This window comes from Polynucleobacter sp. (assembly GCF_040400325.1).
Lineage (GTDB): Bacteria > Pseudomonadota > Gammaproteobacteria > Burkholderiales > Burkholderiaceae > Polynucleobacter.
In genome coordinates this window covers 67,833-90,383 of sequence record NZ_JBBAQK010000003.1, presented here as the reverse complement: position 1 = coordinate 90,383, position 22,551 = coordinate 67,833, and the positions used below count along the sequence as shown (strand labels likewise).

At 42.5% G+C, this 22,551-nt stretch carries 23 protein-coding genes; 16 read left to right on the top strand and 7 right to left on the bottom strand.

Features of this window, described 5'->3' with window-relative positions; all coding sequences use genetic code 11:
* Positions 1-42 precede the first annotated feature (42 nt).
* Together ABWP14_RS04170 and ABWP14_RS04165 are read right to left on the bottom strand one after the other, a co-directional pair.
* Positions 43-885, bottom strand: a complete 843-nt coding sequence (locus ABWP14_RS04170) for a DUF6671 family protein (RefSeq protein WP_353201728.1) — start codon at positions 883-885, stop codon at positions 43-45.
* A gap of 73 nt (positions 886-958) precedes the next feature.
* The gene (locus ABWP14_RS04165; protein WP_353201727.1) at positions 959-1,846 is read right to left on the bottom strand and encodes a LysR family transcriptional regulator; all 888 of its coding nucleotides are present in this window, start codon (positions 1,844-1,846) and stop codon (positions 959-961) included.
* Positions 1,847-1,984: 138 nt separating this feature from the next.
* Here ABWP14_RS04165 and ABWP14_RS04160 point away from each other — a divergent pair, with 138 nt between their 5' ends.
* Entirely contained in the window at positions 1,985-2,689 is a 705-nt protein-coding gene (locus tag ABWP14_RS04160; protein WP_353201726.1) for a TerC family protein, read from the top strand.
* Positions 2,690-2,859: 170 nt separating this feature from the next.
* Here the strand turns inward: ABWP14_RS04160 and ABWP14_RS04155 are convergent, their stop codons facing one another.
* Complete coding sequence (locus ABWP14_RS04155; RefSeq protein ID WP_353201725.1) at positions 2,860-3,546, bottom strand: histidine phosphatase family protein; 687 nt, start codon at positions 3,544-3,546, stop codon at positions 2,860-2,862.
* A 45-nt stretch (positions 3,547-3,591) separates the two neighbouring features.
* Here ABWP14_RS04155 and ABWP14_RS04150 point away from each other — a divergent pair, with 45 nt between their 5' ends.
* The 8 genes from ABWP14_RS04150 (at position 3,592) to ABWP14_RS04115 (ending at position 9,069) form a co-directional block, all read left to right on the top strand.
* The gene (locus ABWP14_RS04150; RefSeq protein ID WP_353201724.1) at positions 3,592-4,125 is read left to right on the top strand and encodes a superoxide dismutase family protein; all 534 of its coding nucleotides are present in this window, start codon (positions 3,592-3,594) and stop codon (positions 4,123-4,125) included.
* Positions 4,126-4,144: 19 nt separating this feature from the next.
* Positions 4,145-4,318 (top strand): hypothetical protein, encoded by a 174-nt coding sequence (locus tag ABWP14_RS04145; protein WP_353201723.1) that lies wholly within the window; start codon positions 4,145-4,147, stop codon positions 4,316-4,318.
* Positions 4,319-4,357: 39 nt separating this feature from the next.
* On the top strand, positions 4,358-4,786 hold the full coding sequence (locus ABWP14_RS04140) for a DUF2244 domain-containing protein (protein WP_353201722.1): 429 nt from the start codon (positions 4,358-4,360) through the stop codon (positions 4,784-4,786).
* Positions 4,787-4,831: 45 nt separating this feature from the next.
* The gene (locus ABWP14_RS04135) at positions 4,832-5,428 is read left to right on the top strand and encodes a glutathione S-transferase (protein WP_353201721.1); all 597 of its coding nucleotides are present in this window, start codon (positions 4,832-4,834) and stop codon (positions 5,426-5,428) included.
* A gap of 151 nt (positions 5,429-5,579) precedes the next feature.
* Positions 5,580-6,917 carry an NAD(P)/FAD-dependent oxidoreductase gene (locus tag ABWP14_RS04130; RefSeq protein WP_353201720.1) on the top strand — a complete coding sequence of 446 codons (1,338 nt, stop codon included), beginning with the start codon at positions 5,580-5,582 and terminating at the stop codon, positions 6,915-6,917.
* Between the two features lie 63 nt (positions 6,918-6,980).
* A complete protein-coding gene (locus tag ABWP14_RS04125) occupies positions 6,981-7,580 on the top strand; it encodes an alternative oxidase (RefSeq protein WP_353201719.1) in 600 nt (199 codons plus the stop codon).
* A 536-nt stretch (positions 7,581-8,116) separates the two neighbouring features.
* Positions 8,117-8,659, top strand: coding sequence for a TIGR00645 family protein (locus tag ABWP14_RS04120; RefSeq protein WP_353201718.1), 543 nt, complete (start codon positions 8,117-8,119; stop codon positions 8,657-8,659).
* 65 nt (positions 8,660-8,724) lie between these two features.
* Complete coding sequence (locus tag ABWP14_RS04115) at positions 8,725-9,069, top strand: YkgJ family cysteine cluster protein (protein WP_353201717.1); 345 nt, start codon at positions 8,725-8,727, stop codon at positions 9,067-9,069.
* Here ABWP14_RS04115 and ABWP14_RS04110 read toward each other — a convergent pair whose 3' ends face one another.
* Positions 9,070-10,842 (bottom strand): ABC transporter transmembrane domain-containing protein, encoded by a 1,773-nt coding sequence (locus tag ABWP14_RS04110; RefSeq protein WP_353201716.1) that lies wholly within the window; start codon positions 10,840-10,842, stop codon positions 9,070-9,072.
* A 373-nt stretch (positions 10,843-11,215) separates the two neighbouring features.
* Here ABWP14_RS04110 and ABWP14_RS04105 point away from each other — a divergent pair, with 373 nt between their 5' ends.
* The 5 genes from ABWP14_RS04105 to bchL all read left to right on the top strand — a co-directional run bounded on the left by ABWP14_RS04105 (position 11,216) and on the right by bchL (position 16,543).
* Positions 11,216-12,190, top strand: coding sequence for an NAD-dependent epimerase/dehydratase family protein (locus ABWP14_RS04105; protein ID WP_353201715.1), 975 nt, complete (start codon positions 11,216-11,218; stop codon positions 12,188-12,190).
* 126 nt (positions 12,191-12,316) lie between these two features.
* Entirely contained in the window at positions 12,317-12,520 is a 204-nt protein-coding gene (locus tag ABWP14_RS04100; RefSeq protein ID WP_353201714.1) for a hypothetical protein, read from the top strand.
* Between the two features lie 229 nt (positions 12,521-12,749).
* Positions 12,750-14,033 (top strand): ferredoxin:protochlorophyllide reductase (ATP-dependent) subunit N, encoded by a 1,284-nt coding sequence (locus tag ABWP14_RS04095; RefSeq protein ID WP_353201713.1) that lies wholly within the window; start codon positions 12,750-12,752, stop codon positions 14,031-14,033.
* Positions 14,030-15,598: a ferredoxin:protochlorophyllide reductase (ATP-dependent) subunit B gene (gene bchB, locus ABWP14_RS04090; RefSeq protein ID WP_353201712.1), complete on the top strand. Its 1,569-nt coding sequence runs from the start codon at positions 14,030-14,032 to the stop codon at positions 15,596-15,598. The genes ABWP14_RS04095 and bchB overlap by 4 nt, the downstream gene beginning before the upstream one ends.
* A gap of 39 nt (positions 15,599-15,637) precedes the next feature.
* A complete protein-coding gene (gene bchL / locus ABWP14_RS04085; protein WP_353201711.1) occupies positions 15,638-16,543 on the top strand; it encodes a ferredoxin:protochlorophyllide reductase (ATP-dependent) iron-sulfur ATP-binding protein in 906 nt (301 codons plus the stop codon).
* 9 nt (positions 16,544-16,552) lie between these two features.
* On the opposite strand, the gene ABWP14_RS04080 is transcribed toward bchL, so the two are convergent.
* Positions 16,553-17,536 (bottom strand): protochlorophyllide reductase, encoded by a 984-nt coding sequence (locus ABWP14_RS04080; protein ID WP_353201710.1) that lies wholly within the window; start codon positions 17,534-17,536, stop codon positions 16,553-16,555.
* Between the two features lie 62 nt (positions 17,537-17,598).
* On the opposite strand from ABWP14_RS04080, the gene ABWP14_RS04075 reads away from it, so the two are divergent.
* Both ABWP14_RS04075 and ABWP14_RS04070 read left to right on the top strand, forming a co-directional pair.
* Positions 17,599-18,525, top strand: coding sequence for an alpha/beta fold hydrolase (locus ABWP14_RS04075; RefSeq protein ID WP_353201709.1), 927 nt, complete (start codon positions 17,599-17,601; stop codon positions 18,523-18,525).
* A 3-nt stretch (positions 18,526-18,528) separates the two neighbouring features.
* A complete protein-coding gene (locus ABWP14_RS04070; protein ID WP_353201708.1) occupies positions 18,529-19,392 on the top strand; it encodes an alpha/beta fold hydrolase in 864 nt (287 codons plus the stop codon).
* Here the strand turns inward: ABWP14_RS04070 and ABWP14_RS04065 are convergent.
* Both ABWP14_RS04065 and bchI read right to left on the bottom strand, forming a co-directional pair.
* Positions 19,389-21,281: a magnesium chelatase subunit D gene (locus ABWP14_RS04065; protein ID WP_353201707.1), complete on the bottom strand. Its 1,893-nt coding sequence runs from the start codon at positions 21,279-21,281 to the stop codon at positions 19,389-19,391. The two genes, ABWP14_RS04070 and ABWP14_RS04065, sit on opposite strands and share 4 nt — an antisense overlap.
* Positions 21,282-21,317: 36 nt before the next feature.
* Positions 21,318-22,364 carry a magnesium chelatase ATPase subunit I gene (bchI, locus tag ABWP14_RS04060; RefSeq protein WP_353201706.1) on the bottom strand — a complete coding sequence of 349 codons (1,047 nt, stop codon included), beginning with the start codon at positions 22,362-22,364 and terminating at the stop codon, positions 21,318-21,320.
* Between the last annotated feature and the right edge of the window lie 187 nt (positions 22,365-22,551).

Genomic DNA, 22,551 nt, shown 5'->3' with positions numbered 1-22,551 from the left:
GGGCAGTGTTAAATCTAAGTCGCCTACGAACTTTTATTGACATCAAGGATTACAGTGATGGCATTTTGAGGGATCTGCAAATTTCAGGACCTTCATGCCCTCGGTCTCTTTATGGGTACATTTCAAACAAGCCCAAATTTTGGCAATCTCTTCATTAGTGGGTAATCCACAGGCATTACAGGGAAGCCCACGCTTGATATCATTAACCCAAAATCCAGGTGCGTGGCATTGAGGACATAAAGAAGCCATCTTATTGGCTAGATTGATCGTAGCCTTATGAATATTTTCCATTCTGGTCGGATTTGCAAATGCACGCAAGTCGTTTTCCACATAAACGATACCTTTTGCAGACAGTGATTTCGCCCACTTAAAAGCATCCCTTAGATTAGCAAGATCTTGAATGCCTTTTCTAGATTGTGGGTGGTATTCATCTGTTGGTTTAAGAACTAAATAATGGGAGGGAAATAGCGCAGAGTCAGCAAACTTTTGAAGTTCCTCCCAATGACTGAGATAGGCGTTATTATTTTGTGCTGGTGCTCCAGAAAAACCAGTGATTTCTACTTGATGTTGGTGATCAATGAGGACAAGCAACTCATTATTCCAAGGCATGATCCCAGCGTATGGATCATTTATAAAAGCACCCTCATTTGCAATGCCAATATCTAAACCTAATAGCTCCATACCCAAAACAGCCTTTTTACGGGCCGCATCTAACTGGCTACCGTATCGAGGGGTTTCTTGCGTGAATGTTCCCAGGAGATCAGTGTCATAAGCATCGGTATGCTCAATAACACAGCCTATTTGTGGCTCTAACACTGATGTAATGACTTTCTCTTTTTGATGCTTGGTAAGAAGCCCAATAGTACGGTTAGAAAAAATATTCATAAAAGTATATTCAAAATCAGTGTTCGTTATGAAATCAATGTATTTGGGAGTAAAAGATATCTTTCAGGCTGATCTATGAGTGATTCATATGGCTTTTAAAAATGACCTCGACAAGAGGATGATGAATTTTTTTCTCAGATCGAATTCCATAAAAGTATTCATAAATGTGATCGCAGGTTCCCAGAAATTCAATTCCGTAAGTTTCTTTTAGATCCTTTTGGATTAATTTACCAGCTGGAAAGACGCCAAGTCCGCTGGCTGCAAAAGTTTTTAGAAGTGCACTATCTTCAAACTCCCCCACAATATTAGGGATAACATTATTTTTAATGAACCATTGATCAATCGATGTGCGCACGGTTGAGTGCGATGTGGGCAAAAGAACGGGCAGATGATTCAGGCACTCAGGAAAATTCTTTTTATTATCCTTGATTAATTCTTTTGGGCTATACCAAGCAATAGTAGTCTTGGTGAGTTCTTCGCAGTAGAGTTGGAGGTTCTTATTATTCGGTGCTGGACGGTCTGCTAACACAATATCGAGCTTGTGTAATGCTAGTTTTCCTAAAAGTTCTTCGAATTGACCTTCATGGGCAATTAATTGCACACCTTTATGTTTCAAGATAGGCTCGAGTAGTTGCTTGGTAACCAGCTTAGGTAAACCATCAGAAACCCCCACAGTGATTTTGCTTGTGGGCGATTTGGCCGCATCTCTCACAAGTTCGGGTAATTTCTCACCAAGAGAAAAAATCTCATCAGCTATCTTAAGGGCTGCAAAACCCGATTCTGTTAGTGCAATACCCCGTCCAGCTGGCTTAAATAGCAGAAAACCGAGGGATTTTTCTAGTTCGTGAACCTGGGCGCTAATGGTCTGAATCGCCATATCTAGGCGTTCTGCCGCCTTAGACATGCTGCCTTCTTTAGCAACAACCCAAAAATAATAGAGGTGGCGGTAGTTATATTTCATATAGATGCTTGGCTTATTCAGGTTTTTACGAAATTATTATCAATATATATCTGCTTTTAGCTAAATACAAATCACCTTACATTAACCCTATAAAAATCCATGAAATTTTTGGATTGACCATGAATAAAGGAAGTGAAGTTGGAACTGTTTAGCTCAGAGTTTTTCTCAGCACTACTTGCGATTATTGTGATCGACTTGGTATTGGCTGGAGATAATGCGATTGTCATTGCAATGGCAGCCAGAAGTTTGCCGCCCCATTTGCAAAAGAAAGCCATTATTTGGGGTGCGGTTGGTGCGATCGCCGTGAGAAGTGCGATGACTCTGGTAGTAGTTTATTTATTAAATATCCCCGGTCTAATGTTAGTTGGCGGTTTACTATTGGTGTGGATTGCATATCGATTGCTTAAGCCAGAGGAAGATGCTGGAACAAGCGAAGAACATGCCTCAACAAATTTCTGGGGAGCTATGCGCACGATTGTGATTGCAGATGCAGTAATGGGTTTAGATAATGTATTGGCAGTAGCAGGCGCTTCGAATGGTAGCTATGTCCTGGTCGTATTAGGCCTCTTAATTAGTATTCCTATTGTGATTTGGGGCTCAACGCAAATCTTAAAATTAGTTGAGTGCTATCCGGCCATTACTTTCCTCGGTGCTGCAGTATTGGCTTGGACTGCTGGCAAGATGATCACATCAGAGCCAATGGTTAAAACTTGGCTTGAGGCTCGTAACGGAGCATTGGAATACATCATTCAACTAGGAGTGATTGCGGGTGTTCTCTTAGCTGGCTTTATTAAAAGTAGGCTTTCACTTCCAAATAGAGATCATCTAACGGACAATTATTAATGACCAGTTTGTAAAATCAAGTATTAGAGTGCTCAACCCCAGCTCTTGGGGTTAGGTTTGCCACAGCATTAGTGGCAGTTGTAATCGATTAATTTTTACCTGTAGTTCTCTCTTTTGCCCTCCTCGTGAGGGCATTTTTTTTGGATGATTTATTCAGATAATAATTTTTCTTAGATCCTGGGGTTAGGGTAGTGTTGATGTGAAACGTATTGACCATTTTGATTCACCTTGACTAGCACCATATCACCAACACTCACAGCTTTACCGGTAAAAGCTTGAATGTTGACATGATGTGTAACGAGAATGAGGGGTGTTTTTGATCCTGAAGCTAGTTTATTTTTGATGAGCTTTTCTAGATTTCTAGTTTGCTGTTTTTCAAGACTCATGTTGTCAAAAAAAGATCCTAATTCGGGAGCGCCAGTGACTGAACCCAAATTGAGCAAGCTCGCAGTATCAAGACATCTGCACCAGGGGCTACTCAAAACTCTTGCCGAAGTGATGCCTTGGTTTTTTAACCATTGGCCTATAAGCCCAGATTCTTTTTCCCCAAGCTCTCCTAAATTGCGTTGAGTAGAACATTGATTTAGTTGATAGCCGGGAGGATCTCCAATGCCAGGAGCATCCGCGTGCCGCATCATGAGAACGTGCTGGCCATCAGTCAAATCCTTTGCCAGATCGGCGAATACAGTGGTGGTCGTCAGGGTGCTAAAAAGACCTACTAATAGTAGGGTAATTATTTTGAGTAATTTCATAATCGGATTCAGTTGGTTAGGTGAAGTGTATTGAAGATCGCCTAAGTTTGCCAAGCCTAATTTGGTATTGCGGGCTCTTAAGCGAAAGATCTTAATTTGTGCCAAACTGAATTGGCTAGATTTCTAGATTAATTAACTCAGGAGCGCTAAATGAATATTGGTCGAAAGCAATTATTGATCGGACTATCCGCAGTAAGCATACTGTCTCTAGTGGCATGTCAGTCAATGGAGCAGGGCACAGGCCAAAAAGCGAGCGCCACTTTAGATTCAAGATCAGGATCACAAACAAAAGGAGAGGTTGCTTTTGTTTGGCAAGGGCGCGACGTATTGGTTAATGGAAAATTTTCTGGCTTGAAGCCTAACTCCGAGCATGGGTTTCATGTTCATGAAAAAGGTGACTGCTCTGCTCCAGACGCTACTAGTGCGGGCGGCCACTTTAATCCCGATACAAAAGATCACGGTATGCCAAATAGTAGTATGAGCCATGCTGGAGACATGCCAAACATCAAATCAGATGCGAGCGGTAATGCGACCTACACAGCTAAATTACATGGTTTTGCTGTGAACAATGGGCCAAAAGGAATAGTGGGACGATCTGTAGTGGTTCACCGAGATCCAGATGATTACAAGTCTCAGCCAGCAGGTAACTCAGGACCACGTATTGCATGTGGATTAATTAAGTAATTTTAGGATTGAATATTGAATGAATTCACCAGATAAACGTTGCTGTGGGTCTGGCGTTTGTATTATTGATGACGCTGGACAATGTTGGTGTGGTCAGGTTTGGGATGGCGAAAAGATGTCCGCCCCTAGCTTGACTGTCCAGTCATCTATTAATGTAATTCCAGAGCCTGAGCTTAAAAAGCTAGAGTCTTAGTTTAATGAAGATCTAGCATTAGTGATGTGAAATGACCCCATGAAATCTTGGCAAATGAGAAGAAACTGCGCGCTGGCACCAAAGCAGCTCTTGAAGTTTTACATTGCGCTTGTGTGTTTATCGATTACAGTAGCAAGCGGTTTTTTATTGGCTGGGATATGGGTCGTCCCCATCTTTACTGCTTTAGAATTAACAGCGGTCACCCTTGGTTTTTTAATCTATTGCAGGCATGCGCTTGATTATGAAGCGATTGAGATTAATGGGCGGCGACTGATTGTTCGAAAATTTATAGGGTATAAAGAATCTGTATATGAATTTAATACGCAATGGGCTCAAATTGAAGCTCCGATTGCCGGGCAAAAAGTATTCTTTATTAGTCAATCCAATCAGAGGGTTGAGCTAGGTCAGTTTTTGAGGTTAGAGCAACAGCTACCGCTAATTTCCTCAGTGCGAACCTATTTGGGTTGATATCGCCAGTGCGTTGACTCTATTAGGCATTATCTGATCCCCATTTTGTATTCTTACCGTAGATGTCCTTATGCCATGAGAGCTCGTATGACCTTGAAATACTCGGGTATACAAGTTGAGCATAGAGAGATTGACTTACGAAATAAGCCGCAATCTCTATTGATGGCATCACCTAAAGGAACTGTTCCGGTGTTGTGTCTGGAAGAACTTATCCTAGAGCAAAGTATCGATATTATTCGCTGGTCATTAGCGCAGTCCGATCCAGATGGCTGGGGTTTAGTTGATGAGTCCCTAGCTCAACATTGGATTGAGAAAAATGATGGTCCATTTAAGACTTTGCTGGATCAATACAAGTATCCCAATCGATATCTGGACCTCAATCAAGAAATACTTCTAAATGAGGCAAGAGAACTGATGCTAGAGCCGCTAGAGCTTTCTTTACAGTCAAGTCAATATTTATTGGGAAACAAGATGTCTTGGGTGGATGTAGCCATATTTCCTTTTATTAGGCAGTTTTCTATGGTCAATCCTCAAAGGTTTCAGGGATTACCGTTTGACTCTACAAAAAAATGGCTCAAGCAGCATCTTGATTCTGAGTTATTTCAGTCGGTAATGCATCAATACCCAATTTGGTTAGATTAGTTTAGAAAAGCTAGTCCTAGAACCAGAAGAGTGGGAAAGAGAAATTAAGGAGTGAAGTATCTGAGGCTGACAAGCCCCATACATTGAGCTTTAGGTGAATCTTGTTGCTGAACTTGTATTATGTTGAGTCAATATACATAAAGATAAATTTATGACTCAAGAGCATCGAATCGTAATTGTTGGAGGCGGTGCTGGTGGTCTAGAGCTCGCTACTAAACTCGGTGATCGCTTTGGCTCCCGAAAGAGGGGCTCTAAAAAAGTATCGGTTATCTTAGTTGATAAGAACCGCACCCATTTATGGAAGCCCAAATTACACGAGGCAGCTGCAGGCTCAATGGATCTTGCTGATCAGGAGCTTGACTATATTGCACAAGCACACTGGCATCATTTTAGTTTTCGACTGGGTGAGCTGACAGGTATAGACAGGGATACCCGTCAAATTCAGGTGGCTCCTTTTTACGATGACTCAGATGAATTAGTTACTCCGCAGCAAACTATTCATTACGACACTTTAATTATTTCTATTGGCAGCTTAACGAATGATTTTGGCACCCCAGGTGTTGAACAATATGCGCAAAGGCTAGAGTCCCTTGCGGATGCAAAACACTTTCATTTGCGCTTGATTAATGCTTGTTTAAGGGCCCAGGTTCAAACTCAGCCTTTAGCGCCCCATCAATTACAGGTTGTCATCATTGGAGCTGGAGCTACCGGAGTGGAGTTGGCCGCAGAATTGCATCGCACTACGCGTGCCATTATTTCTTTCGGAATGGATAGGGTTGATCCTGAGAAAGATTTAAAAGTTATTTTGATTGAGGCCGCCCCTAAAATATTGCCTGCACTCTCTACTAGAATCTCCACTGCCGCAGAGAAACTACTTATGGACCTTGGTGTTGAGGTCATGACCAGTGCTAAGGTACAAAAAATACAAGCCAATCGAGTATTTTTAGATAACGGTGTAGAAATTCCTGCTGAATTAATTGTTTGGGCGGCTGGCGTCAAGGCGCCAGACTTTCTCAGTGGGATTGGCGGATTAGAGACTAACCATGTTAATCAATTGTTGGTATTACCAAATTTACAAAGTACTCTCGATCCTCGGATTTTTGCAATGGGAGATTGTGCTGCTTGCCCCTGGCCAGAAGCTAATAATGGCAAAGGGGGCATAGTTCCCCCGAGGGCTCAAGCAGCCCATCAACAGGCCTCCCATTTATTTTCTCAAATCAACCAGATTATTGAAGGTAAAACACTGAAGCCTTATCAATACCGTGATTTTGGATCCCTAGTATCTTTGGGTGAATACAATAGCGTCGGTAGCATGATGGGAGGCTTGATTGGCGGTAGTCTGATGGTGGAAGGACTGTTTGCAAAGCTGATGTACATCAGCCTCTATAAACTGCATCAACTGGCTCTTCATGGCTGGGTTAAGGTATTTCTTGATACCGTCAGTCGTTTAATTCATCGCAGAACGCATTCTATTGTGAAGCTCCATTGAGCTCAGCAAATACTGTCCTAAGCGAGTAAAATTAGACACTCATTAAAAATCGAGGGTTATTAAATGAGTCATTACAAACCCATTAACTTCTCCGACCGAGTAGCACTTTTCTTTACAAAAAGTATGCGCTTTTTTGCTGATACTTTTTTCCGAAAAAGGTATGGTCATCGCGCAGTAGTGCTTGAAACTGTTGCAGGTGTTCCCGGTATGGTTTCGGGAATGTGGACGCATCTAACGAGTTTGCGAAAGATGCAAACGGGTTATGGTCCTAAGATCCGCACTTTATTGGCTGAGGCAGAAAATGAAAGAATGCACTTAATGACTTTCATTGACATTGCTAAGCCAAATGCATTTGAGCGTTTTCTAGTTCTGATTGCGCAGGCCATATTCTGGAATATGTTTTTTGTGATCTACGTTTTTTTCCCTCGTACAACCCACCGAATTGTTGGATATTTTGAAGAAGAGGCAGTCTATTCCTATACAGAATATTTACGAGAGATTGATAATGGAACCTTACCCAATATCGCTGCGCCAAAGATTGCGATTGATTATTGGAACCTATCCCCGGATGCCACATTACGTGATGTCGTGATCGCTGTTCGGGAGGATGAGGCTAAACATCGTGATGTCAATCATCAGTTTGCTGCTGAATACGACCGTTAGTATTGGAAGTATTAGAAATCGATATTCTTCTTAGCTGTTAGCGGGTAATTTATTTGTACTTTAAAAGATGAGGGTCGGAGACAATTAGTGAAATGAATATCACACTGAACTCAATGATGAGCTCCAGTTTTTCACAAGTCATCTATTTAATAAATTTGTTCTTTGAGAATATTAAAAATGCAACAGAAACGATTCCTACAGAAAAGAGTAGAAAAGACCCTGTTTTCACAAAAACAATAAAGCCTAGTAGTACTAAGCCAAATGCGAATAATCCCAATTTATCCCTAGACATTTAGTAATCTCCTAAAAAATTGAATTTTTTCCACATCATTTAAATCATAACTCAGACCTTCATTTTTACTTCATGAGTTTTGTGTTTAATTCAATAAATCCCCCCTTGCTTTAGTAGTTTTTTTGAGAGGTTAGTGAAATATCGAATGTTTGAGTGCTGGAAACAGGCTACTGGATTAATCCCCCTAGATGTTCTGTGGCTTTTCTGACATAAAAAATGCCATAAAGTTCGTTAATATTGAAATATGAATGAAAACAAAGAAACCTACCTAGAAAAAAAATTGCGCCCATTACCGCGCTGGATATTTATGTCCCGTTGGTTGCAAGCGCCCTTATACATTGGTCTCATTGTTGCCCAGGGTGTCTACGTTTGGCAGTTCTGGGTTGAGCTTTACCATCTGATTACCATGATGGCTGATAAGAGTATGACTGAAACGGCATTAATGCTCGTTGTCTTGGGTTTAATAGATGTAGTGATGATCTCTAACTTGCTAGTGATGGTCATTGTGGGTGGCTGGGAGACCTTTGTTTCACGTTTGGAATTACAAAATCATCCTGATCAGCCTGAGTGGTTGTCGCATGTCAATGCTGGTGTTCTCAAGGTGAAGCTAGCAACGGCTATCATCGGTATTTCATCAATTCACTTGCTAAAGACCTTTATTAATGCTGCATCCTATGATGAGAAGGTATTAATGTGGCAGACCCTCATTCATGTTACCTTTGTGTTGTCCGCTATTGCGATTGCCTATACTGAAAAAATAGTCACCTCAGCTCACAAACAACATTGAGCATGAGGGCAAGCAGACCCTCTTGGCAGTATAAAAATGTTTTCAATGAGTGCATCAAAAGCTGAATGACATCAAACCCTTGTTTTGAATGCGGCCAGTGCTGCCAACATTTTCGGGTGAGTTTTTATCACGGAGAAATAAAGGGTAATGGCACAGGCATTGTCCCAGCAGAATTCACTACCAAGATATCACCACATCTTGCTTGCATGAAAGGCACGGAGAAGGGTGGGGCGCCTTGTACAGCCTTGAAGCATAGTAAAGAGGAGGGATATCGTTGTTCTATTTACGAACATCGCCCAAGCCCTTGTCGAGAATTTAATATTATCAATGACGATGGAACAATCAATGTTGATTGTCAGAGACTTCAAGAAGTCGCTAAGCAAAAAAACTTAATTAATTTCTATTCTTAGTTACTGATCCGTAAATTGAAGTTTGGCCAAGCGAGCGTAAAGACCACTGCGTAGAATTAAATCGGCATGGGTACCAGTTTCGATGATCTGCCCATTTTCTAGCACCAGAATTTTATCGGCCTGTTTTACTGTCGATAGTCGATGGGCAATTACAATCGTGGTCCGGTGATCCATGGCAGCCTCAAGGGCGCGCTGAACATGTAATTCAGACTCAGCATCTAATGCACTAGTCGCTTCATCCAGTAGCAATAAAGCCGGATTTTTTAACAAGACCCTTGCAATTGCAATCCGCTGCTTTTGTCCCCCGGATAAACGGATACCTCGATCACCTAAGAAACTTTGGTAACCCTCTGGCAGCTTAGAAATAAATTCATCTGCTATGGCAAGACGTGCTGCAGATAGCACTTCCTCATCGGTCGCATCTGATCTACCAAAACGAATATTTTCCATTGCATTATCTGAAAAAATGACAATATCTTGCGGTACAACACCAATCATTTTTCTTAGTGCCTCAAGTTGAAGGTCTTGAATATTGATGTCATTAAAAAGGATTTCACCGCTAATAGGATCATAGAAGCGCTGCAATAGTTGAAAGAGCGTAGTCTTACCAGCGCCTGAGGGGCCTACAATCGCCACTCTTTCGCCAGGTTTAATCTCTAGAGATACATTTGATAAAACACTATTTTGATTGGATGGATAGTGAAAGCACAGATTTTGTATTTGAACTCCAATGCCAGCAGTATTCACTTTAAGGATCGATTTGACGATTGCCAAATCTTGAATAGAGGATTTGACACTTAAGAGCTCGAGCAGGCGATCGCTTGCACCAATCGCTCTTTGAGTATCACCTATCACTTCAGAAATGCCAGCTATAGCACCTGCAACAATTACGGCATACAAAATAAATTGAGACAGTTCTCCGGCAGTAATCTGATTGTCCATGACTCTATAAGCACCAAGCCAGAGAACCAAAATAATACTAGTGAAGCCAAATAAAATAGCAACGAAGGTGAGCAAGGATCTTGCTCGTGTCCGATTAATGGCAGCATCAAGAGCAATGTGAATCGATTGATTAAATCGATTGATTTCTATTTTTTCATTTGTGAATGATTGAATCGTAGGGATCGCATTCAATTTCTCTCCTGCTAAAGCAGAGGCATCGGCAATCTTATCTTGTGAATTTCGGGAGAGTTTTCTGACTCGTCTGCCCATGACCATGGTAGGAACAATAGTGATCAGTAGTGTGGCAAAAATGAGCACTGATAAATTTGGACTAGTGATGAACATCATGACTAAACCACCCATCAGCAACAGAATATTTCTGATTGCCATTGAGACGCTAGTACCAATTAATGTTTGAATCAAAACCGTATCTGTATTGAGGCGTGATAATATCTCGCCGCTGTGAGTAGATTCAAAGAACTCAGGGCTTTGTTTAATAACGTGGCTATAGACGCTTGAGCGAATGTCGGTCGTAATTTTTTCACCTAACCATGAGACCATATAAAAACGAAGAGACGTTCCTAAGGCAACTAAGCAAGCAACAATAAATAAAGTTAAAAAAGTCGTATTAATTTGGTTGCCACTATTAGTGTTAAACCCCAAATCGATGATTTGTCTAAAAGAGAGCGGGACGGCTAATGTTGCGCTTGCAGCGAGCACTAAGCTAAAGATTGCCAATACAAATTGCTTTTTATATGGCTTTAAAAAAGGAAGAAGCGCTGCTAAGGTACGAAACCCACGGGGATTAGTCTTGTTGCTCTGCTTAGTCATTGATGAATCCCTAATAATTATCTATGATAGTTCACTTCAATTAGATTTGTATTTTTAGCGATATCAGGAACATGACAGACCAAAGCATTACGAGAAATAAAGAACCTATATATAAGAGAAGTCCCTGGCTACCTCGCGGTGAAGTACGTAAGCTGATTTTTCTTGGGCTGATTATATTGGGGGGCTATGGGTCTACTCAACATTGGTCTTTTATTCCCTTGCTACTGATTTCGATTATTGCGCTCTCGCCAAAGGTGTTATTAGCTACAGCTTATTACTATGGAAGATCAGCGCTCTTTCTTGGTCAGTGGTTTAGTAAATGAGCAGTCAATATTTTGTTTAGGCTACATTCCTTGGCTATTTATTTCAGTCTATGAAGATCTTTTTGACCGGGGCCAGTGGTTTTGTAGGAAGTCATTTGATCCAGTCTTTGAGTGCGGCAGGACATGAGATCCTATGTCACTTGCGATCCACAGATTCGTTCCACATAAAACCCCATCAGAATCTTGAAATTTGGTCAGGCGATCTGAACGATATATCAAGTCTATCGAAGAGACTTCAGGGCTTTGATGTTGTTATTCATTGTGCGGCAGAGATGAAGCTCTGGGATTCAGAAAAAGCTTTATATGAGACCAATGTTCTCATGACAAAAAATATTTTAGAGTCAGCAAAGCGCTCCGGCATTCAGCAGTTTATTTTTATGAGCGATGCCTCGATTGCTAAAAATCCATCGAGTCAAAATGTGAATGTTTCAGAGTGTAGACCCTTGCCAGCTTTACAAGATTTTCCCTATAGTTATAGCAAGTATCAGGCAGAACAATTAGTTCTTGAGGCTGGGGATGAAATGTTCCGAACCATTAGTCTTAGGCCGGCATCTATTTGGGGTAGGGGTGACTTAGTAGATCGACGTTTAGGTGAGGCATCCAACCTGAATAAATTTGGCTGGTTTGATGAAGGCAACTACCTTTTTTCAACCTGCTATATTAATAATCTTTGCGAAGCGGTCAATAAAGCTTTGCTATCAAAATCTACCCAAGAAAGTTTTTTTATCAGTGATGGCCAGGCGATTCAATTTAGAAAATGGATGACCATGAGACTCAGTACAGGTCATTACAAGATACCAAGCTTATCAATCCCTCGTTCCTTTGCTCGGCCTTTGGCTCGTTTTACGGAAAATGGTTGGAAATACTTGCCACTTTGTGGAGAGCCTCCCTTGATAAGAGAGATGGTCCATTTGATGGCCTATCCTTTTTCTATCTCTATTCAGAAGGCCAAAGATCAATTAGCCTATGAGCCACTCTATAGCCTGGAAGATGGCATGCTTGAAATAGAGAAAATGGCCAATTGATGAAGGGTTTACCCTAGCCGTCTTGACTGGACCTATTCCGAGGTTTAAAGTTTTTATAAATAAGTTAGCAATGAATAATTGATCTTCATATATATAAAAGAGATAAACCTTGAAAGGATGGAGAGTATGTTTAAGTTTCATGATCTGAGAGATCGGATTTCTAAAATTGCAGGAATTTGCGGGATGGTGATCAGTATTACCGTTGCCTTTTACCTGATTTTTCCATTGGGTCAGACCCAATCTAAATTTGCCATGTTATTGGTTTCATTCGGGATTGCAATTGCGCTGAGCTTTATCACGTTTAAGGCATTACTAAAGTCGCAGCGATAGACTAAAGCTTTGAACAAATAAAAGCCCCACTCTTTATAAGGATTTAGGCTTAATTGATGGGTGTAAACACTTATATCTAAAACCCTTTAAGAGGCTTTTACTAAGGCATCTATTGATTAGCGTTTTACTGTATGACTCCTTTTTTGCTTGACCCCCTTTCTCAAATTGATTTAAAGACGCACTATTTCAATTTTCCATTCATTTCTTATAGCAAAGTCTGAGGTAAGAATTGAATTCTGTATCCCAAGAAGTAAAGATCGATTTCCAGCCCCTAAAGGAGCGTGGTCAACGAGAGGTTTTCTGTGGCCTAACTGGAATTATCTGGTTGCATCGCAAAATTCAAGATGCTTTTTTTCTAGTGGTCGGCTCTCGTACTTGCGCTCATTTGATTCAATCTGCCGCTGGGGTAATGATTTTTGCAGAGCCCCGTTTTGCAACAGCCATCATTGACGATCGTGATTTAGCTGGTCTTGCGGATGCGAATGATGAGTTAGATAAGGTGGTAAAGCAACTACTGGATCGTCGTCCTGATATCAAACTCTTATTCTTAGTGGGTTCTTGTCCTTCAGAGGTGATTAAGTTAGATTTGTCTAGGGCAGCACAACGCTTGGGTAAAACATTTGCACCTAACGTCCGCATTCTTAATTATTCAGGCAGCGGTATTGAAACAACCTTTACCCAAGGTGAGGATGCTTGTTTAGCTGCACTCGCACAAGACTTACCCAAGTCTACTGAATCTGACGAAGTGGAATTATTAGTGGTTGGCTGTTTGGCTGATGTTGTCGAAGATCAATTTAGTCGCATCTTTAAAGATCTAGGCCTAAAGTCCTTTGCTTTTTTCCCACCGCGTGAATCTATCCAGAGAATTGTTGTAGGGCCAAAGACAAAATATTTATTGGCTCAACCATTTCTGACTGATACCGCTAGATTCTTGGAGAACATGGGTGCCCAAAGAGTTGCCGCACCTTTTCCGCTAGGCGTAGAAGGTACAGAAAAATGGTTCTTAGCCGCAGCTAAAGAATTGGGTGTACCTACCGATGTCTTTGAAAAAGTGATTGCTCCACAAAGAGATCGCGCCAATAAGTCTCTTGAATCACATCGTGAAATATTAAAAGGCAAATCCATTTTCTTTTTCCCTGATTCTCAGCTAGAAATACCATTAGCCCGTTATTTAAATAGAGAGCTTGGTATGAACCTGATGGAAGTGGGCGTGCCTTATTTGCATCGTCAGCATATGGCAGAAGAGTTAGCGATGTTAGATCCTAAAACTCAATTGTCTGAGGGTCAAAATGTAGAGAATCAATTAGATCGTTGTCGCGCTCAACAACCAGACATGGTTGTTTGTGGACTTGGTTTAGCAAATCCATTGGAAGCGGAGGGCTTTACTACAAAGTGGTCGATTGAACTCGTATTCACTCCTATCCAAGGATTTAATCAAGCGGCCGATCTGGCAGAATTATTTGCGCGCCCCTTGACTAGAAAAAGTAAGCTCATGATGGTAGAGGAAGTATGAAGTTAACGCTCTGGACCTATGAAGGCCCACCCCACGTTGGTGCAATGAGAATTGCTACAGCAATGGAGAAGGTGCATTACGTACTTCACGCTCCGCAAGGAGATACTTATGCAGATCTCCTTTTCACCATGATTGAGCGGATGAAAAAGAGGCCGCCTGTAACCTATACCACTTTTCAAGCTCGTGATTTAGGTGGAGATACTGCAGAATTATTTAAAGATGCTGCTAGATCGGCTTATGCTCGTTTTAAACCCGATTTATTAATGGTGGGCGCCTCTTGTACTGCAGAACTCATTCAGGATGATCCAGGTGGATTAGCTGCTGCTCTAGATTTGCCGGTACCAATTTTGCCTCTTGAATTACCGGCATATCAAAAGAAAGAAAATTGGGGTGCTGCAGAAACTTTTTATCAGATGGTACGTTTACTAGGTCAGCAATTTATTTTGGCACCAGGTCAAACACGCCCAGCAAGAAAGGCAGATGCAAAACCAACTTGTAATATTTTAGGTCCTACTGCTTTAGGATTTCGCCACCGTGATGATGTTGAAGAAATTTCACGTTTATTGCGCGAATTAGGAATTGAAGTGAATGTGATTGCACCACTGGGCGCTAATCCAGGAGATATTGCGCGTTTGCATGAAGCAGACTTTAACGTCAATTTGTATCCTGAGACCGCCAATACTGCAGCCACTTGGATGACTAGGAGTTTTGGTCAGCCTTCTACAAAAGCGATTCCGATTGGATTTAAAGGTACTCAAGCTTTTATTACTGAAGTCTGTCAATTAGCAGGCATTGAATGTGATGTCCAAAAATTTAGTCAATCCTCTAAAGCACGTTGGTATGCCTTATCGGTGGACTCAACTTATTTAACTAACAAAAGAGTCTTTATTTTTGGTGACGCTACCCACGCTATCGCAGCAGCTAAAGTAGCGGCTCATGAAATGGGCTTCAAAGTAGTTGGACTGGGAACCTATAGCCGCGAATTGGCTCGTGAAGTACGTGAGACTGCTGAGCAATTAGGGCTTGAAGCAATGATTACTGATGATTATCTAGAGGTTGAAGCAAAGATCGCAGAACTTCAGCCTGAATTGATCCTGGGTACGCAGATGGAGCGTCATATTGCTAAACGTTTACAGATTCCGTGTGCAGTGATTTCATCGCCAGTACACGTTCAAGACTTTCCTGCGCGCTATTCCCCACAAATGGGTTTTGAGGGTGCCTGTGTTTTATTTGACTCCTGGGTACATCCATTAATGATGGGCCTAGAAGAGCATTTGATTGGGATGTTTAGAGGTGATTTTGAGTTTCATGAGGGAGCTATGCCATCGCATCTTGGACATGCTTCAGCTCCCATTAAGGTTGATACAGAAAAGCTTCCCGCTAATATAAAACCGACTAATGGGTCCCTTTCATGGGAAACTGACGCAGAGAAAGAACTTAATAAAATTCCGTTTTTTGTCAGAGGTAAAGCTAAGCGAAATACGGAGCGTTACGCAGTGGAGCAGGGTCTCTTAAGTATCACGTTGGAAACTTTGTATGATGCAAAGGCGCACTTTAAAAGTTAAATCATGACATTAGGTCAAAAATAGCAAAGGCAATCAAAAATGAAAGCAATCAACATACCAATTTCAGATGCTCGTAGTGCGCCACCGGATGGTGAGGGCAGCCTGCAGGTTCAGCTTGATCCGAATTTAAAAATCGGTAAGGCTAAGGTATTTGCAATTTATGGCAAAGGTGGAATTGGTAAGAGTACTACCTCATCTAACTTATCAGTTGCTTTTTCTAAATTAGGAAAACGGGTGATACAGATTGGTTGTGATCCTAAGCATGACTCGACATTTACCCTGACCAAAAAACTCATGCCGACGGTAATCGATGTGCTTGAGAAAGTAGACTTTCATTCTGAAGAATTACGCGTTGAAGACTTTGTGTATGAAGGCTATAACGGTGTGATGTGCGTAGAAGCAGGTGGTCCTCCAGCCGGAACAGGTTGTGGTGGCTATGTGGTTGGTCAAACCGTGAAACTCCTTAAGGAGCATCATTTGCTGGATGATACCGATGTCGTGATTTTTGACGTTTTGGGTGACGTCGTTTGCGGCGGCTTCGCTGCACCGCTACAACATGCGGATCGTGCGTTGATTGTTACTGCTAATGACTTTGACTCTATTTTTGCGATGAATCGAATTATTCAAGCGATTGGTGCGAAGGCAAAAAACTATAACGTTCGATTGGGAGGCGTGATTGCCAATCGCAGCAAAGATACTGATCAAATCGACAAATTTAATGCGCAAGTAGGATTAAAGACAATGGCGCACTTTCCAGACCTGGACGTGATTCGTCGTAGCCGTCTTAAAAAATCGACTTTATTTGAGATGGAATACTCTCCTGAGCTTGAATTAGTCCAGCAAGAGTACATGCGTTTAGCTGCGGCACTCTGGCTCGGAGCGGATCCATTGCCATCGATCCCAATGAAAGATCGGGATATATTTGATTTGCTCGGCTTTGATTAACTAAGTTACTTAATCATTGGGCATGCCAACCAGCTTGGCAGTAATCTCCCAGAGGTCTTTACTGAGCTTCTCGCTCTTGGCTTTCATGGAAAGCTCTTGAGCGAAAGGCTCTCTGATAGCTGAGTTACGATTGCCCCAGCTCCAGTGAACACCTGATTGGGTAAAGCGAGGATCTGCTACCACTTGAGCAACCCGTTCGCCAGCAAGCTCTTGGCTCACATACCCTTTAGTAATATTTTTCTGAAACCAGGGGAATATTTTTTGGAAGAGTGGCGGGGTGTCTCTAAACAGCGCTGTTTCAGCTACACATCCAGGATATAGAGTGTTAAAGATCACGCCAGTACTAAAGTGATATCTTTTTTGTAACTCTCGATTCATGACCATATTACATAACTTACTATCTTTGTATGCCTTGCCGGGTTTAAATGGTTTTCCGTTGATCATGGCAATCGGTACTTTAAAGCCAGCCATTAGACCTTCTAGAGCACCAATATCAGCAGGAGCTGGGATAGGAACTTTGCCACCGAATTCTTCTGAGTTTGCTGTCACTGTACCTAATGTAATGAGACGCGCATGCTGATGCTCTTTAGCAGTTTGGATGAGATTATTGAGTAGCATTCTGCTTAAAACATAATGTCCGAAATAATTGGTTGCTACGCTAATCTCGAATCCCTGAGGGGAGCGCGCTGGTTCTTTCAAGAGTGGCAGGTAAGTCGCTGCATTACAGAGCAAAGCATTGAGTTGTTGACCGCTGTCATTAAAGCGCTGTACAGATGCTCTAACGCTATCGAGATTTCCAAGGTCTAACTGCCAGATTTCAAATTGGCTTGAATCCAATTGATGTGCCTTAGCAACTAACTCCATTTTTTGGGGATCTCTGACCGCCAGAATCAGTCGCCAATTTCGAGCTAGTAGGGCCTTAGCGGCATATAAGCCAACGCCAGACGAGGCCCCGGTAATAATTGCAAGTGCTTGATCAGTAGTGGAAGTCATTTTTCTATTACAGTCTTAGTTTTGGTAAATATTAATTATTATTATTTTAAGGCTAGAAATCGATGTTCCTAAAAGCGCTCAAGATCATTGCTCTTGTATTCACATCATTTATAGTGCTTGCTGCCCTCTATTTATGGACTCCGGATAAATCTAAAGCAGAGTTAGAAAAAATATATAGCTCACCTAAAAATGCTTATGCCAATGCATTAGGGGTCAAAATTCATTACCAAGATACTGGGCCTTCCAAAAATCCAATACCCATACTATTTTTGCATGGCTTTGGGGCAAGCTTGCAGACATGGGATGCCTGGTCAGAGTATTTAAGGAATGACTACCGTGTGATATCCATTGACTTGCCAGGATTTGGTCTCACTGGAGAAGACCCTAGCGGCATCTATACCGATCAGAGAAGCGTAGAAGTAATAGAAGCTTTCCTCAAAGAGCTGAAGATTCTCAAGGTAGTGCTAGTGGGTAATTCTATGGGCGGAAAGTTTGCTTGGCAATTTGCAGCTCGTTATCCAGATCAGGTGGTTAAGCTGGTGCTCATATCTCCGGATGGCTATGCTAGCCCTGGAATAAAGTACGGTAAAAAGATAGAAATTCCAGCAATCGCTCAGCTCTATCGTTATTTCTTTTCTAAAACCTTTTTAGAGATGAACCTTGAGCCAGCCTACGCTAATCCAAAAACATTAAATAATGCTTTGGTGAATCGTTACTATGATTTGATGTTAGCCCCCGGGGTGAGGGGCGCAATCTTGGCTCGAATGCAACAAACTGTTTTGCAAGACCCAGTACCATCTTTAGCGAACATCAAGGTCCCGACGCTATTAATCTGGGGTGAAAAAGATGCTTTTATTCCTATTGCAAATTCAGATGACTACTTGAAGGTGATGCCCAATGCTAAAAGAGTATCCTTACCTAATATTGGCCACTTACCGCAAGAAGAGCAGCCAAGCATTGGTCTTGCGGCACTCAAAGAGTTTTTATAAGCAATGAAACGAATACCCTTAGATTGGCCCAATCGACAACACAGCAGTGTTGTCACCGTCGGAGATTTGGATTGGCATATTCAGCTTACAGGTAAAGGCCCTGTTGTTTTGCTACTTCATGGCACTGGCAGTTCAACTCACTCTTTTTCAGACCTGATTCCTTTGTTGGAAAACGATGCCCAAGTCCTCGTGCCGGATTTGCCAGGTCATGCCTTTACCTTGGGAGCAAAATTAGAAGATCTAAAGCTTGATGAGATAGCGCATTCATTGCAATTACTCATCGATCAATTAGGAATTGAAGCGCCGTCAATCGTAGTAGGGCACTCTGCTGGAGCGCCCTTAGCACTTCGTTTTGCAGTGGCCGCATTAAAGCCGCCTAAGTTGGTGATTGCTTTAAATCCTTCTTTTATTCCGCCGCCAGCTGTCTATACCAGTTTCTTTGGACCACTGTTAGGCCCCATTACGCGATCCTCAACCCTTTCTAGCTTACTTGCTTCGCTTTCCCCTAGCATAGGGATGGTAGATAAGTTGCTAGATTCAACCAATACCATCTTGCCAGAGGCTCGCAGAGTCTATTACCGAAAACTCTTTGAGCGTTCAGACCATGTACGTGGCTCAATGAATTTTATGGCAGCAGCTGATATTCAAACAGTATTAGAGGAAGCCAAGTTGTATCAAGGTAAATTAATTTGCGTCTTAGGCAATCAGGATGCGTGGATTCCAGTAAAACCCTTAGAGAAGATTATTCGGGATTATTTTCCAACTGCAGAGATTTTGAAGTGGGAGGGTGGTCATATCATGCATGAGCTTGAGTCAAGCAAGGTGGCGCAACTCATTCTTGCAGGGCTGACTGAACCTAAGGGCTAAGACTTTTTGAGCCCTTGCATGATTGCTTGAGAAACTTCATTTGCTCCTGCATTCGGTAGTGGTAAGTACATCGAACCTAGTAAGGCTGCCATTACCCTACCTTCATCCCGAGCTTGCGGTGAAGTATCAATCCACAAGGACTTAAAAGAATAATAAGAAGCGGCCCGTGCTGACTGCTGCGCATCTTCCATTGCTTTTGGTCTACCAGGAGAGCCATCTTTAGCAATATTGGCACGGCCATCGGTTAAGAAAACCAAGGTGGGGGTTAATCCTTTTCTCATCGATACACTTGCAACTTCAAAAGACTCATCAATCGCGCGAGATAAGGGGGTCCCACCACCACCAGGTAGTCCACTTAAAGCCCGCTTAGCTTTTACTAAAGAGCGGGTAGGGGCTAAGATCAGTTCAGCAACGCTGCCTCTAAATGACATTACTGCTACTTGATCTCGTCGGATATAGCATTCGGCTAGTAGGAGTTCTGCAGCACCCTTCGCTTCTGCAAGGCGATGCATTGCAGAAGAGCCAGAAGCATCGACGATAAACATCGTTAAAGTTTGAGTGCGCTCTTGATAACGTTTGACCCGAAAGTCTTCTTTGCGGATCACAATTTTTCCAGCAGGAATGGTTTTACCAGCAGCCAGTATTTCTGCAAGACGAACCCTTTGCCAAGGAACGGCGGCTCGTAAGGTATCAATGATGCTCAGTGTTTTGCCACCCTCAGGCATACCAGGCATATTACCCAGCGGACGACCACGTATTCTGCCTACTTTGACAGCACCAGCTTTACCACCCATCCCTTTGGGCGTTTTAGGATCAGCTAAATCAGCAAGACGAGCCAAGATATCTGCAGGGATTGCTGCCTGAGCTGCCTCTAAGATTTCATCTTCAAGGGCTTGAGGAGTTTCTGTATTACTTTCTGGTTCTTGATCTTCCTGCTTCTGATCTTCAGTCGGATCTGGAGGTGGCGGCTCTTGATCTAATCGATCTTGTGCATTCTCAGGCTGCTCATCTGCTTCTTGCTCAGGCGGAATTTCCTCCTCTTCTGGGGGAGCGCTTTGCGGCATCCTTGTGGCGCGTGGTGATAAAACCAAGGCAATCGCGCGTTGCAAGTGCATGCTTGTGACTTCATCATCTCTATCAAAAGCAGCCAAACACTTAGCGGTATTGATTGCCAGACTGAGTGCGCGGATCGATGTCACGCCCAACTGCTCGGCAACACCCACTAAGGCATTCAGACTATCTTCACTGACAGTGATTTTGGAGAAATTCTTACGCGTATCTTGAAGTGAGTGTGCATCAGGTACAAAGTCGTCATCGGTTTCTGGTAAATCTCTCCAGCCGAGGATATCGAGATTTAACAGAAAGGCTACTCTTTGCCGAATTTTTTCATTCGGTTGTTCGTCATCTTCAATACCTTCATCCAAGGCCACAACTCCAAAGTGACTTTCAATTCTGCGGCTTTGACCATCACGCTCAATTAAGATGAATCCATTATCCAAAGCACTGACTACTTTTGCTACAGCGCCTACTTCAACTCTCTCAGCCATTGGCATAAGTAGTAGTTGCTGATCGCATTGAGCAAGCAGTCCTTGTCTGTGAACAGCTTTGCCGGTGCGCAATGTTTGATCAAGATCGATACCACCAATCAAATTTTCATCGGAGATTCCAAGCGGCATCTTACGCAGTGGCAGGCGCATACCACCCAATTGAGTAACGGTATTGAGATAAGCTAACCAACGATCCCGCACTGGACCAGAGCGTGCTCGCAGGATGACGCCACCCAAACCGTGTGGGTTAATAACTAAGAGCTGAGCGACCTGGAGTGCGCGCAACCAAGTTTCGAGTTTGGCGCTCTTACTAATCTCTTGCGTTTGTTCTTGATTTTCCAAAAGACAGTATTTGCTGATTAAGCTTACTTATTAAATTTACTTCGTTGTTTCGGAAAACAACTCTTCTATAGCTCTTTTGACCCTGACGCCAGAACTAGAGTCATCCAAAGGATTACGTCTGAGACGATGTTGAAGAGCGGGCACTGCAATCTTCTTCAGATGTTCAATTGTCACATGATTTTTTCCACACAGTGCAGCATAGGCGCGCATTGCTCTCAGCAGCGTTAACTCTCCACGTAAACCATCAGTACCTAGGTGACTACAAAGTTGAGTGACTTTTTCCAGCATGGCGTCATCGACTTTGACGGAAGGCAATTTCTTTTTACCAGCTTGGATCTGATGTTGAATGATGTCGTCTTCTTTTCCCCAGATCTCCATGAACTTAGCTTGATTGCGCTCAAACTCATCACGTCGCTTGATAATTTCTACTCGAGCTTTAGGTTCTTGCGGTGTCTTGACTTCGACTGCTAGACCAAAACGATCGAGTAGTTGAGGGCGCAGTTCGCCTTCTTCAGGATTGCCGCTGCCCACTAAGACAAATTTGGCAGGGTGACGAATACTTAAGCCTTCTCTTTCAACGACGTTTTCCCCGGAAGCAGCAACGTCAATTAATAAGTCAACTAAATGATCTTCTAAAAGATTGACCTCATCGATATACAGAAAGCCACGATGTGCTTTAGCAAGCAAACCAGGCTCGTAAGCTTTCTCTCCAGAGCTCAGGGCTTTTTCAATATCTAATGCGCCAATTACGCGGTCTTCAGTAGCGCCCAATGGCAAGTCAACTACGGGGACTGGTTTCTTAATGGTTTTGAGTTTTCCGCCAACCTTGAGCTTTGTTCGCAGTTCATCGCAAATAGGGCAGGTTCCTGCTGGGGCATTTGGATCGCAAGCATAGACACATTCTTGTACGGTATTCATTTTCGGGAGTAATGCTGCTAGCGCACGAACTGCTGTGGATTTCCCAGTACCGCGATCGCCCATGACGAGTACACCCCCAACACTAGGATCAAGTGCTGCAATCAAGATTGCTAACTTCATATCCTCCTGCCCAACGATTGCAGAGAAAGGGTAATTACGTGCCATTCAGATTCCTTGAAATTTTTGTACTGAAAGTGACTTATTGCAGTGCAATAAAACTCTTTATTAGCAACTAACGGTGTAAATATACTGGCATTCATTTTTTATTAGGATTTACCCTTAAATGATAGCTTTCTAGTGAATTAGATGTCAATTTTAGTTGACAGTATTGTAGGATTCTTAAAGAATCAAC